Raw genomic sequence first — 12,737 nt, 5'->3', positions numbered from 1 at the left:
TCAGGCCACCTTGATGCGCGGGTCGATCAGCGCATAGGCGAGATCGACCAGCATGTTGATGATGAGGAACCACAGCACGATCACCAGCACCGCGCCTTGCACCACGGGAATATCGCGGGCCGCCACGCTGTCCACCAGCAGCGAGCCGATGCCGGGCCACGAGAACAGCTTCTCGATCACGATCGCCTGCCCCATGAGCGAGCCGATCTGCAGCCCCATGGTCGTCAACACCAGCACCAGCACGTTGCGGGTGATGTGCGCGCGCACCAGCCGCGGCTCGCTGACGCCCTTGGCGCGGGCGGTGCGGACGAAATCGGCGTTCATCACGTCCAGCACGCCCGCCCGCGTGGTGCGCGCCAGCAACGCCATGGGCGACACCCCAAGCGCGATGGCCGGCAGGATCAGGTGGCGCAGGCTGCCGGGCTGATAGCCGAAGCTCGGCAGCCAGCCCAGTTGCAGCGCGAACACATACATCAGCAGCAGGCCCAGCCAGAACTCGGGCACCGACAGGCCCGAGACGGCGGTGACCATCGTCACCCCGTCGAACAGGCTGCCGGGCCGCAGCGCGGCCAGAAAGCCCAGCGGAATGCCGACCACGGCGGCGAAGGTCATCGCTGCCAGCGCTAGCTGCACCGACGGCCACAGCCGCGGCGCCAGCACCGAAGTCACCGGCTCACGCGTGCGGTAGGAAATGCCGAGGTCGAATTGCAGCAGGCCGGTGACGTAGTTCCACAGCCGCACCGGCACCGGATCGTTCAGCCCGAACTGCTCGTTCAGATGCGCCAGCGTGTCGGCGTTCGTCATGTTCCGGCCCTCGGCCATCAGGCTGGTCAGGAAGCTGCCGGGAACGACGCTGAAGATGAAGAAGATGATGAGAACGACCGCGAGGATCGTCGGGATCATCTGCAAGGTCCTGCGGACGATGAAGCCGATCATGGGCGGTCAGTCCCTCCTGCTTGCGAGGCGGCGGGGGCCGGTGTGCGGCCCCCGCGCGGGTTCGGTCACTTCCGCGAGGCGGGGGCGCTGTCGTCGATCCAGATGTCCTCGTAATCCTGGATCGCCAGTTCGACCGCGTTCGGCTTCAGCCCGTGGACCCACGGTTGATAGGCCATCACCGCCTTGTTGTAGTTGAAGAACCACAGCGGCGCTTCTTCCTGCAGCAGGTTGTTGGCCTGCTTCAGCAGCTCAAGCTGCGCTGCCGGATCGGCTTCGGCCCCCGCCTGGTCCAGCAGGGCGTCGAATTCGGGGTTCGAGAACTTGACGTAGTTGCAGGCCGATTGCGGCGTGGCCGAGTGGAAGCAGCGCAGATAGGTCAGCGGGTCCGGCCCGGAGGAGTTCGACCAGATAAAGGCCTGGAAGTTGTCGGACAGGATCTTGTCGCTCAGCACCGAGCCTTCGACCGGATCGGCGGTGACGGTCACGCCGACGCGGGCCAGCATCGGGATGATCGCCTCGACGATCGGCACGCCCCAGCTTTCGTTCGGCGTCGCCGTGACCGAGAAGCTCAGGCCGTCGCCATAGCCCGCCTCGGTCAGCAGCTCCTTGGCCCGGTCGGGGTCGAAGGCATAGGGCTCTGCCGTCTGGTCGAAGGCGGGGGACGAGACCGGCAGCCACGACACGGCGGGGAACGCCTTGTCCTTGAGCAGCCGCGACACGATCAGGTCCTTGTCGATCGCATGGTTGATCGCCTGCCGGACGCGCTTGTCCTGGAATGCCTCGACATTGGGGTTGAAGCCGATGTTGCGGGTATAGACCTCGGCCACTTCGAGGATGTGGTCGGCAAGCTGCGGCTCGGCGCGATACGCCTCGTACTGCACCGGGCCGAGGATGCTGGCGTCGATCTCGCCGTTGCGGAAGGCCACGTCGCGGGCCGCCGCCTCGCCCATCAGCATGATGTCCAGCCGGTCGAGATGGGGCTTGCCCTCCTCGTAGAAGTCCTCGAACCGCTCCAACTCGACCCGCGCGCCGGGGATGTAGTTCGCCAGCTTGAACGGGCCGAGGCCCATGGGCTGGCTGGCAAGCTGCTCCTCGGGGTAGTCCTTGCTGTAGATCGGGGCGAAGTTCGACATCAGCGACCAGCCGGGGTCGGTCAGGTCGGTCATCGTGATCTCGATCGTGCGGTCGTCGATCTTGCGCAGGCCGGACAGATGGTCCGCCGTGCCCGCCTGGAACTCCGCCGCGCCGGCGATGCCCAGCACCTTCTCGGCGCCCGTCAGCGCCTTGGCCGGATCGGCCAGCCGGTTGTAGCTGTAGAGCACGTCGTCGGCGGTGAAGGGCGCGCCGTTGTGGAACGTCGCCTCGCGCAGCTTGTAGGTGTAGGTCTTGCCGTCCTCCGACCGCTCGACCGATTCCGCCAGTTCGAGCTGTGGTTTCCCCTCCTCGACGTTCCAGCTGTAGAGCGAGCGGTTGATGGCCGAGGCGACGATTTCATCCTGCGTGTGCGGAGGCGCGGTGATGTCGAGCGAGGTGATCGACGACGCATAGGGCGCCATGAAGACGAACTTGCCGCCCTGCTGCGGCGTCTCGGCCTGTGCGAGGGCCGACGTTGCCGTGGCAAGCGTCAGGGCGGCCATCAGGCTCAGTCTGGTCAGCATCTTGTTCTCCCTGAATGAAGGCTGTTTCCGCCTTCGTTGATTGTTCGTTGGCTTTCTGGGCGGGCTTCGGGGTCAGACCCTCCCTTCCAGCCGGTCGTGGACGACGCGCCCGCCGAGGACCGTCATCTCGCAGCGCGTGTCGTGCAGGATGTCCTCGGGATCGGCGCTCAGCAGGTCGCGCGAAAAGACCGCGATGTCGGCCAGCATTCCCGGCAGCAACCGGCCCTTGACCGCCTCGTCGCCCGTGGACCATGCGCCATGCTCGGTATAGGCGCGCAGCGCCGCCTCGGGCGTCAGGCGCTCGGCCTCGCCCAGCACGGTGCCCTTGATCGTCTTGCGGGTCAGCATGTTGTGGATGTTGGGGAACGGATCGGGCGAGCAGACCGGCGAGTCGCTGCCGGTCGAGGGTTTGATTCCCAGCCGGTCCCACGTGCCGATGGGATAGCTGTCCGCCGCCCGTTCGGTGCCGAGCACCGAGGCATAGCCGTCGCCGAAGTCGTGCAGGAAGACCTGCTGCGGCGCGGGCAGGATGCCGGCGGCGATCATGCGCCGGTTCAGGTCGTCGCTGGTGAAGCCGCAATGCTCGATCCGGTGGCGGCGGGTGTGGCCGGGATCGGCCTTGCGCACCCGCTCATAGGCGCGGACCAGCTGGTCGATGGCCGCGTCGCCGATGCCGTGGCAGACCATCGTGTAGCCCATGGCGTGATAGCGGTCCACGAGGTCGAACAGCCGCTCGTCGGGCAGCATCCGCACGCCGAAATTCTCGGGCTGGCCGGTATAGGGCTGGCTCATCCACGCGGTGCGGCCCCCGGCCGAGCCGTCGGTGAAAATCTTGACCCCGCCGATGCGGAACATGTCGTTGCCGACCCCGGTGACGAGCCCGACTTCATGGCACGGCTCGACGATGGACGAGCCGGGATCGCCCAGCAGCGTCGCCCAGACCCGGACCGGCAGCCGCCCGCGCAGTTGCGCGAGGTGGTAGGCGCGGATCTCGGTCATGCCGTCGATCTGGCCCGTGGCGGCGTCCATGCAGGAGGTGATGCCGTATTCGATCAGATGCCGCCCGCCCGCCTCGATGCCGTCGATGATGTCATCGAGCGTCGGCGTCGGGCGGGCCGCGCGCAGCGCATCCTGCGCGTTCTCGGCGACGAGGCCGGTCAGCCGCCCGCCCTCGCGCCCGATCACGCCGCCGTCCGGGTCGGGTGTGTCGTGGGTGATCCCGGCCAGCGCCAGCGCGGCCGAGTTCGCGACCGCGACATGGCCGCAGGCGCGGACCACCATCACCGGATGATCCGGCACCGCCGCGTCGAGTTCCTGCGCGGTGGGCATCCGCCCGTCGGGATAGCGGGTCTGGTCGAACCCGCGCGACAGGATCCAGCCGCCCTTGGGCGTCTTTTCGGCCCGTGCCCGCAGCGCGGCGTAAAGCGCCTCGCGTGTCGGCGCCGCCTGCGCGGTCCCGTCCACCCATTTGCGGATCAGGCCGGTCGAGATCAGGTGCAGATGCGCGTCGTTCAGCCCCGGCATGGCGAACCGCCCGTTCAGGTCCACGACCTTCGTGGCGGGACCGATCAGACCGGCGATCTGCTCATCCGTCCCCGTGGCGAGAATCCGGTCCCCGTGGATCGCGACGGCCTGCGCCACCGGCAGGCCATAGCCCGCCCAGACGCGCCCGTTGCGCAGGACAAGGCTCGCGCAACTCAATTCCCGCAACTTCCCTTGAAAGTCAAAGCACTCCCCCTCCAGCGACGCCTTGGCGAAGGGCAGCTTAGCTTGAGCGGGCGGGCGGGTGTCAAGCAGACTGTTGAAATACCGTCGATTTGCCGGGCAGGCGCCTCAAAATGACTGATACGCTGCGGCCGCGCGGGCGGGATTGGCGCGAGGGCCGATTCCACGCTATGGCGGGCACCGAACCGTTACCCCGAGGAATCAATGTCCTATTTCCCGACCTGGCGCCCTGCCACCGGTCCCGTGGTCATGCCCGATGAACGGCTGCCCGCTGCCGAGTCCTTCACCATGGGCATCCAGCATCTGCTGGCGATGTCCGGCTCGACCATCGTCGCGCCCATCCTGATGGGGTTCGATCCGAACGTCGCGGTGTTCTTCTCGGGCATCGGGACGCTGCTGTTCTTTCTCATCACCGGGGGGCGGGTGCCGAGCTATCTCGGCTCGTCCTTCGCCTTCATCGCCGTGGTGCTGGCGGTGCTGGGGCAGGAGGGGGCGACCATCGCCCATGCGCTGGGCGGGATCGTCGCCTGCGGCGCCCTTTACGCGCTGATCGGGGCGGTCGTGATGCTGATCGGCTCGGACTGGGTCGAGCGGCTGATGCCGCCGGTCGTGACCGGCACGATCGGCGTGGCGATCGGGCTGAACCTCGCACCCGTGGCGGTGCAGCAGCTTAACGCCTTCGGCAATCCGACGGCGGCGCACACGACCATCGCGCTGCTGACGGTGCTCTGCATGGCGCTGATCTCGTGCTATGGGCCGCAGGCGTCGCGGCGGATCTCGGTCCTGCTGGCGCTGGTCTTCGGCTATGCGCTGGTGTTGCTGCTTGGCAACGGGCTGGGGATCGTGCCGGGGATCGACTTCAGCAAGGTCGGGGCCGCCGCCTGGTTCGGCCTGCCGCACTTTCAGCGGCCCGAGTTCCACTGGTCCGCCGTCACGCTGATCGCGCCGGTGGCGATCATCCTGGTGGCCGAGAACCTGGGCCACATCAAGGCGCTGGGCGCGATCACCGGGCAGAATATGGACCGCTATATCGGGCGCGGTTTCTTCGCGGACGGGCTTGCGACCGTCGTCGCGGGCTCGGGCGGGGGCACGGGCGTCACCACCTATGCCGAGAACATCGGGGTCATGGCGATGACCAAGGTCTATTCGACGCTGGTCTTCGTGATCGCGGCCGTCGTCGCCATCTGCCTGGGGCTGTCGCCCAAGTTCGGGGCCATCCTGCAGACGATCCCGGCCCCGGTGCTGGCAGGTCTCTCGGTGTCGGTCTTCGGGCTGATCGCCTCGGCGATGGTGCGGATCTGGGTCGAGAACAACGTGGATTTCTCCGATCCGCGCAACCTCTTCACGGTGGGCGTCGCGCTGATCTTCGGCGCGGGAGATTTCACGCTGCATATCGGCGACTTCGCGCTTGGCGGCATCGGCACGTCCACGCTCGCGGCGCTGATCCTCTATCAGCTGCTCGGGATCGGAAGGGCGCGGCGCGAGCGGGAAGGCGGCTGAGGTCTTCGCAGACCTCGGCTTCCCGCTCGCCCCGGATGGCTCAGCGCTTCGGAGACTTCGCGGGCCAGCGCGGCTTTTCCGAAGCGCCCGGCCCGAACTTCGCGCGTCCGGCCTTCGGTGCGGCCTTGCCGGGGGCCTTGCCGGCAGGGCTCCCCGCCTTGGCCGCTCGCGGTTTCCGCGGCGCGGTGCCTTCCTCCGCGCTCCGGGGCGCTGTCTTCGGTCGCTTGGCCGGGGCCTTTGCAGGCTTGCCCGCCGCCTCCTCGGCCGAGCCGTAGCCGCCGTCACGGGGCTGGTGCTTCGCCCGAGCGGCAGGTGCGCCGGCGTCGGCATAGCTGCCCTCGGCCCGAACGCCAGCGGGCCGGGTGCTTGCTTCCGGCTGCTCGTCCCGCGTCGGGGTCCAGCGGGGCCGTGCGTCGGTGCCAACGGGCGAGGCGCTTTTCCGGTTCTGCCGCGGCTCATAGGCGCGGGCGCTACGCTCCGGCCGATCCAGCACGGGTTCGCCGGACAGGCGCCGCATCGACAGGCCGGGTTCGAGTTCGACCTGCTCGCCGAAGCGGGAAGCCAGCGCCGCCGCGATCTGCACGAAGGTCTCGTCCTGGCGCACCCGGATCGCGCCGATGGCGTCGCGGGTGATGCCGCCGGTCTCGCAGATCTTGGGCAGCAGCCAGCGCGCCTCGGCCCGGCCGGTATGGCCGACATTCAGCGCGAACCACACCGCCGCGCCGAACTCGCCGCGCTCGCGCGGGGCGGGCGGCGCACCGGGGGCCGGGGTTTCCGCCAGTTCCTCGGGCACCGGCCGCCCCTCGCGCCACAGCCGCACGAAGGCCGCCGCGACACCTTCGGCGCCGAAACGTTCCAGCAGCAGCGCGGCGGTGTCCATCTCGTCGCCCGACTCGGCGGTCAGGACCGGATGCTCCAGCACCCGCGCATCATCCTTCGCGCGCACCTCGTCGGCCGAGGGCGCCTTGCCCCACTCGGCCTCGACCTTCGCGCCCTGCAGCAGCCGCTGCGCCTTCTTGTAGTCCGCGGGGGTAACGATCAGCGCCGACACGCCCTTGGCCCCCGCCCGGCCGGTGCGGCCGGAACGGTGCAGCAGCGTTTCCGAATTGGTCGGCAGGTCGGCGTGGATGACCAGCTCCAGCCCCGGCAGGTCGATGCCCCGCGCCGCGACGTCCGTGGCGATGCAGACCCGCGCCCGCCCGTCGCGCAGCGCCTGCAGCGCGTGGGTGCGTTCCTGCTGGCTCAGCTCGCCTGACAGCGCCACGGCCTTGAAGCCGCGATTGCCCATGCGGGCGAGCAGATGATTCACGTTGGCCCGCGTCTTGCAGAAGACGATGGCGGTCTGCGCCTCGTGAAAGCGCAGCAGGTTGAAGATCGCGTTCTCGCGATCGCGGGTGGTGACGCTGAGGGCGCGATAGGCGATGTCGCCGTGCTGGCGCGCCTCGCCCGTGGCGACGATCCGCAGCGCGTCGCGCTGGAACTCGGTCGCCAGCTTCGCGATGGCGGGCGGCACGGTGGCCGAGAACATCAGCGTGCGGCGGCCCTCGGGGGCGGATTGCAGGATGAACTCCAGATCCTCGCGGAAGCCGAGATCGAGCATCTCGTCCGCCTCGTCCAGCACGCAGGCCCGCAGCGCGGACAGGTCGAGACTGCCGCGCTCCAGATGATCCCGCAGCCGCCCCGGCGTGCCGACGACGATCTGCGCGCCTCGCGCCAAGGCGCGGCGTTCGGTGCGGTAGTCCATGCCGCCGACGCAGGTGGCGATCTGCGCCCCCGCATCCGCATAGAGCCAGTCGAGTTCGCGGGCGACCTGCAACGCCAGCTCGCGCGTCGGCGCGATGGCGAGCGCCTGCGGCAGCGCGGTTTCAGGCAGACGGTCCCCATCGAGAATGTCGCCCGCGATCGCCAGCCCGAAGGCGACGGTCTTGCCCGAGCCGGTCTGCGCCGACACGAGCATGTCGCGCCCCGAAGCCTCGGGGGCCAGCACGGCCTGCTGAACGGAGGTGAGGCTGCCATAGCCCTTGGCAGCCAGAGCCGCGGCCAGCGGCGCGGCAAGGTCAAAATCGGTCATTGATACTTTACCAGAAGGGGATGCCACGCATCCGATGAGCGGCGCCATGCCCCTTCGCGGCCGGGCCGCCACGGCCCGCCACCCAAGGATACTGCGGGCCAAGGGAGCGCACCTAACGCTTCGCCGGGCGAAAGTCAAAGCTTTCCGTGTATGAGGGCGCCATTACGCCCCGGCGAGGTCGCAGTCAGCGGCGCAGGCGACAGAACGGTTGGCATGTTGCGGCGAGGCCCAATGGTCGCTGAGTGACCTGACTGGGTCAGATGGCCCTGCAACTGGCGAGTTGCTGGCTCGCGTCCACGCCAGCGATCTGTCCATCCTTGCCAGAGGCGGCCGGAGGAGGGACCTTGCGTTCAGCGAGACCGTCATCGACGATTGCGCGCATCTGCTGCCGAACTTCAACGACCGGCTCGAAGCCGTCCGCGAGAGCTTGCTGGCCGCGCTGATTTCCCGACCCGATTCGCCAGGGCTGATCCACCGCGACTTCAGCGCCGATCAGGTTCTGATCGGCTCCGGGTGCCCCTGCCTCATCGACTCGGACCGCAGCGCCACAAGCGATCGCGACAGCGACATCGGCAGTTTTCTCGCCCGGCTGGACGAGGAGGTGCTGGATGGAACGACCGCCCCCGACGCGGCTGCGCGCGCGGGGGACACCCTGCAACACGCCCGACGCCTTCGGCAACGAGGGCGGCTGAAAGGATAGCGAGGGCGCCGCGACCTGAGCGTCGCCGGTCTGCCTCAGACGTGCTGTCCGCCGTTGATGTGGATTTCCGCCCCGTTGATATAGGACGACGCTTCCGAGCAGAGGAAGTGGATCGTCGAGGCGACCTCGCGCGGATCGCCCAGCCGGCCGAGCGGAACTTCGTTGGCGACCAGCTCGTCCGTTCCCGGCGACAGGATCGAGGTGCGGATCTCGCCCGGTGCGATGGCGTTGGCGCGCACGCCGAAGCGGCCGAATTCGTGGGCCATCTCGCGCGTCAGCGCCGCAAGCGCCGCCTTGGACGCGGCGTAGGCCACGCCCGCGAAGGGATGGACGCGCGAGCCAGCGATCGAGGTCACGTTGACGATCGACGCCTTGCCCCGCTCCATCTCGGGCATCAGCGCCCGCGCGATCAGGGCAGTGGAGACGAGGTTGACGTTGAGCACTTGCGTCCACGTCTGGGCATCCGCATCCAGAACCCCGAGGCGCTTGCCGTCCGGCCCCTTCGGCGAGATCCCGGCGTTGTTCACCAGCGCGTGCAGCTCGCCGTGCGGCAGCCGCTCGCGCACCTGCGCGACGAGGCTGTCGATCTGCCCGAGATCGCCCAGATCCGACTGGATGTGGCTGTCGCGCCCGGAAATCCATGGGCACTGCGCCGAGAATGCCTGCCGCGAGACGGTGAGGATGCGCCAGCCATGCTCCTGAAAGGTCTTGACGGTCGCATGACCGATCCCCCGGCTCGCGCCGGTCAACAGCATGATGCGCTGGTCGTCGGCCATCTCGTCTTCCACCCCGTTGTTGCGGCAGGCAGCAGGTGCCGCGCCGCGGTCACCATGGCGGTCCGGCCGGTCGCAGGCAAGCGCCGTGAGCGCGTCCGGGCGTTGTCCGCGCGTGGCTGTGCGACGGTTACTGGCCCTCGGCCAGCGTCACCTCGACCGCAGTCTCGCGGCCGTCGCGGAGGATGCCGAGTTCGACCGTCTCGCCCGCCCGCCGGATATCGAGAGCCGCCGACAGGTCCTCCGAGCCGTCCATCGGCGCGCCGCCCAGCGACAGGATCACGTCGCCGAGGATCAGCCGGCCGTCGGGCGTGATCCGCGCCGGCTCAAGCCCGGCGGCGTCGGCGGGGCTGCCGGGCGTGACGCCCAGCACCATCACCCCGGTCACGCCCGCGCGCGACAGCAGCGCGTCGCCGCGGGGATCATGCGCGACGCCGAGGCTCGGCGGCGCATAGCGGCCCGTCGCGATCAGCTGCGGCACGACCCGGTTCACCGTATCCACGGGAACGGCGAAGCCGATCCCCGCGCTCGATCCCGACGGGCTGTAGATCGCGGTATTGACGCCGATCAGCCGCCCGGCACTGTCGAGAAGCGGCCCGCCCGAGTTGCCGGGGTTGATGGCGGCATCGGTCTGGATCAGCCCGCGGATCATCGCGCCGCGCCCGCCGGGAAGCTCGCGGTCGAGGGCCGAGACGATGCCGGTCGTCAGTGTCCAGTCGAGGCCGAAGGGGTTGCCGATCGCGAACACGCTCTGCCCGACCCGCAGATCCTCGCTGACGCCGACCGCCAGCGGCAACGGCCGCTCGGCCCCGGCGTCGATGCGCAGGACCGCCAGGTCATGCTCGGGCGCCGTGCCCACCAGCCGCGCGGGAAAGGCGCGGCTATCGGCAAGCCGGACCAGCGCCCCCGTCGCCCCCGCAATGACGTGGTTGTTGGTCACCACATGGCCCTGCGCATCCCAGATGAAGCCGGACCCGCTGCCTTGCGGGACGTCATAGGCGTTGCGGGTCCAGAAATCGACGACGCGGCTTTCGGTGGTGATCGAGACCACGCTGTCCTTGGCCCCCTCGAAGATGGCGATGGTCGTCTGTTCCTCGGCAGCCAGATCGCCGCGCGGAACGACGACCCGCGGCTCTTCCGCGGGTCCGAGAAGCGCCTGTTCCAGCAGGGGAAAGCCGCGCCAAACCAGGATCACCAGGATCGCGGCGAGGGTCACGAGCACGAGTCTCGGCACGAAGCCGTTCCTGGTCATGCGTCATGTCCTTTGTGCGGGTGCCGGTGGCGGGGTTGCCTTGCAGCTCTCTGGACGGATGAAAGCGGAAACTTTGCCGCCGATCAATCCGCGCGACAGGATGCCTTGTCACACGGTGGCGCGATCAGCGAGCGACCGGGTAGAGGCGGAGGATGCCCCCGCCAGGATCGACGCACTCACGCACGGCCCCGTCGCTTCGCCTGTTCACACCTTCATGAAACCGAAAGCCCGCAGGATCTCGCCGAAATCGCCGCTCTCGAATGCTGCCGCGCGCAGGCCATGCGCCTGCGCCCCCGGATAGAAGCGGGCCCGGTAGGCGTCGGTCGGGTTGTTGAACTCCAGCACCATCTCGAACTGGCCCGGCATCTGCGGGAGCTTGCCGTCCTTCCCGCTTTCCAGCGCCGCCGCGACGCCGTCACGGATCAGCCGCCGCGACTTCGCGGGCGAGATCGAGTCCGAGGCCGGGCCGCAGCCCTGCAACGTCTCCACCGCGCCGATCCCCGGCACCATGGCGCGGGCATCGGCGCAGATGCCGCTGTCGCCCGCGATGAAGAACGACCCCACGCCGTAACGCGCGGCGCAGAGGGCGTTCATCGTGAACTCCGACGCCACCTCGCCGTTCAGCAGCAGCCGCGAGATGCGGCCGTTCGAGGTGTGCGCCAGCGGGTTGTCCTCGGTCCCGGCCTTCGCGTGATAGCCGGTGTAAATCGCGGCATCGAAGGTCTCGTCGATGCCGAACATCATCGAATCCGGGTGGCCCGACCAGCCGCGCACGATCCGCGCCTCCTCCGGCAGAAGATCGGCGATCAGGTTGCGCCCGCTGTCATGGGCGTCCTTGATGACGATCTCCTCCGCTCCGGCGGCCATCGCGCCTTCGCAGGCGGCGAGCACCTCGGCGGTCATCAGCTGCCGGAACTCGGCCCAGTCGGAATGGGTGCGCCGGGTCTCGTCCCAGTTGGCGATCGCGGCGGTGCCTTCGATGTCGGCGGAGATGAAGATCTTCATGGATGCGGATTCTCCCTGAGCCAGTCCGTCAATGCGGGAAAGGGGCGCCCGTCGCGGCCCCGCGCCGGCTCCGCGAAACACAGGGCGTTCAGCACGGCCTCGTGCGTCGCCTCGGCCGCGGCCCGGAATGCGAGGTCGATATGGTCGTCGGCCAGCCGCCGCTGTGTTGAAAAGGGCTCCTCGGCCGGGAACCGGGCCGGATCGGCGGTGGTGAAGCACAGGACGACATCGCCGCTGCCATGGCCCCAGAACGCCCCCAGCCGGGCAAGCCCCGCCGCGCCCCGCCGCGCCACCCGCTGCAACTGCCGGTCCGCCAGCGGCAGGTCGGTCGCCAGCACCACGATGACCGAGCCACGCTCGGCCTCGGCCGGCCGCGCGGGCAGGGGGCGGCGGCCATCGGGCAGGACCAGATCGCCCGCGCTGCCGAAATTGGCGAGGACCAGCGCGCCCAGGACATGCTGCCCGCCGATATCCAGACGCCGCGAGGCCGTGCCGATCCCGGCCTTGAAGCCGAAGGCGGTCATCCCCGAGCCCGCGCCGACGCTCCCCTGCCGCACCGGCCCCTCCGCCGCGGCGGCCAGCGCGGCCCCGGCGTGATCCGGCGTGATCGCGAGAGCATGGAGGTCGTTGATCTGGCCGTCGTTGCATTCACACACGAGCGGGTTGACTGTCGGCCAGTCCCGCCCGATCCGCGGATTGGCGGCGACGGCGCGGCGGATCAGAGCCTCGGTGCAGGCCGCGACGCCGAAGGTGTTGGTCAGCAGGATCGGCGTCTCGATCATGCCGAGCTCGGCCACCTGCATGAGCCCGGCGGATTTTCCGAAGCCGTTGACGATTTCGACAGCCGCCCGCGGCCGCAGCCGGAACAGATCGCCCGCATGGGGCAGAACCGCCGTGACCCCGGTCATCAGGCCCGGCCCCCGCAGATCGAAATGCCCGACGCGGACACCGGGAACATCGGTGATGCCATTGCCGGCGCCCGGCTTCCCATCGGGGATCAATCCCCACTCTCTGGCCGACCTCACCTTTGCTCCTCGCTCCTGACCGCCGAGGCGGTTCTTTGTGCTCCCTGAAACGGACGGCCGGGCGACCGACTCTCCGGGGACGCCGGAGGAAT

The 12,737-nt window shown here is 69.2% G+C and carries 10 protein-coding genes; 2 read left to right on the top strand and 8 right to left on the bottom strand.

All coding sequences use genetic code 11. The annotated features are described in order from the left end of the window. From KTN05_RS06790 to KTN05_RS06780, 3 genes are all read right to left on the bottom strand, one after another. Window positions 1-936, bottom strand: coding sequence for an ABC transporter permease (locus KTN05_RS06790; RefSeq protein WP_217328636.1), 936 nt, complete (start codon window positions 934-936; stop codon window positions 1-3). Between the two features lie 65 nt (window positions 937-1,001). Next, complete coding sequence (locus KTN05_RS06785) at window positions 1,002-2,594, bottom strand: ABC transporter substrate-binding protein (RefSeq protein WP_217328635.1); 1,593 nt, start codon at window positions 2,592-2,594, stop codon at window positions 1,002-1,004. Window positions 2,595-2,666: 72 nt separating this feature from the next. Then, window positions 2,667-4,304, bottom strand: coding sequence for an amidohydrolase (locus KTN05_RS06780; protein ID WP_217328634.1), 1,638 nt, complete (start codon window positions 4,302-4,304; stop codon window positions 2,667-2,669). A 219-nt stretch (window positions 4,305-4,523) separates the two neighbouring features. Between KTN05_RS06780 and KTN05_RS06775 the strand changes: the two genes are divergently transcribed. After that, window positions 4,524-5,819 carry a solute carrier family 23 protein gene (locus KTN05_RS06775; RefSeq protein ID WP_217328633.1) on the top strand — a complete coding sequence of 432 codons (1,296 nt, stop codon included), beginning with the start codon at window positions 4,524-4,526 and terminating at the stop codon, window positions 5,817-5,819. A 40-nt stretch (window positions 5,820-5,859) separates the two neighbouring features. Here the strand turns inward: KTN05_RS06775 and KTN05_RS06770 are convergent, their stop codons facing one another. Further along, on the bottom strand, window positions 5,860-7,890 hold the full coding sequence (locus KTN05_RS06770; protein ID WP_254368033.1) for a DEAD/DEAH box helicase: 2,031 nt from the start codon (window positions 7,888-7,890) through the stop codon (window positions 5,860-5,862). 208 nt (window positions 7,891-8,098) lie between these two features. Between KTN05_RS06770 and KTN05_RS06765 the strand changes: the two genes are divergently transcribed. Next, window positions 8,099-8,590, top strand: coding sequence for a phosphotransferase (locus KTN05_RS06765; protein ID WP_371823289.1), 492 nt, complete (start codon window positions 8,099-8,101; stop codon window positions 8,588-8,590). 35 nt (window positions 8,591-8,625) lie between these two features. Here the strand turns inward: KTN05_RS06765 and KTN05_RS06760 are convergent, their stop codons facing one another. The 4 genes from KTN05_RS06760 to KTN05_RS06745 form a co-directional block, all read right to left on the bottom strand. After that, window positions 8,626-9,366, bottom strand: coding sequence for an SDR family NAD(P)-dependent oxidoreductase (locus KTN05_RS06760; protein ID WP_217328631.1), 741 nt, complete (start codon window positions 9,364-9,366; stop codon window positions 8,626-8,628). A 127-nt stretch (window positions 9,367-9,493) separates the two neighbouring features. After that, entirely contained in the window at window positions 9,494-10,615 is a 1,122-nt protein-coding gene (locus tag KTN05_RS06755) for a S1C family serine protease (RefSeq protein WP_217328630.1), read from the bottom strand. Window positions 10,616-10,819: 204 nt separating this feature from the next. Continuing rightward, the gene (locus KTN05_RS06750) at window positions 10,820-11,620 is read right to left on the bottom strand and encodes a M55 family metallopeptidase (RefSeq protein ID WP_217328629.1); all 801 of its coding nucleotides are present in this window, start codon (window positions 11,618-11,620) and stop codon (window positions 10,820-10,822) included. After that, window positions 11,617-12,645 (bottom strand): P1 family peptidase, encoded by a 1,029-nt coding sequence (locus KTN05_RS06745; protein ID WP_217328628.1) that lies wholly within the window; start codon window positions 12,643-12,645, stop codon window positions 11,617-11,619. The genes KTN05_RS06750 and KTN05_RS06745 overlap by 4 nt, the downstream gene beginning before the upstream one ends. Window positions 12,646-12,737 lie beyond the last annotated feature (92 nt).

The organism is Paracoccus sp. Z118, assembly GCF_019061185.1.
Taxonomy (GTDB): Bacteria; Pseudomonadota; Alphaproteobacteria; order Rhodobacterales; family Rhodobacteraceae; genus Paracoccus.
Note: the sequence above shows the minus strand (reverse complement) of the source record. Positions and strands in the feature narration are given on the sequence as shown.

Excerpts from the sequence above, each read along its gene's own strand:
- KTN05_RS06790 (WP_217328636.1), bottom strand. The coding sequence starts at position 936 with ATGATCGGCTTCATCGTCCGCAGGACCTTGCAGATGATCCCGACGATC.
- KTN05_RS06785 (WP_217328635.1), bottom strand. The coding sequence starts at position 2,594 with ATGCTGACCAGACTGAGCCTGATGGCCGCCCTGACGCTTGCCACGGCA.
- KTN05_RS06775 (WP_217328633.1), top strand. The coding sequence starts at position 4,524 with ATGTCCTATTTCCCGACCTGGCGCCCTGCCACCGGTCCCGTGGTCATG.
- KTN05_RS06770 (WP_254368033.1), bottom strand. The coding sequence starts at position 7,890 with ATGACCGATTTTGACCTTGCCGCGCCGCTGGCCGCGGCTCTGGCTGCC.
- KTN05_RS06760 (WP_217328631.1), bottom strand. The coding sequence starts at position 9,366 with ATGGCCGACGACCAGCGCATCATGCTGTTGACCGGCGCGAGCCGGGGG.
- KTN05_RS06755 (WP_217328630.1), bottom strand. The coding sequence starts at position 10,615 with ATGACCAGGAACGGCTTCGTGCCGAGACTCGTGCTCGTGACCCTCGCC.
- KTN05_RS06750 (WP_217328629.1), bottom strand. The coding sequence starts at position 11,620 with ATGAAGATCTTCATCTCCGCCGACATCGAAGGCACCGCCGCGATCGCC.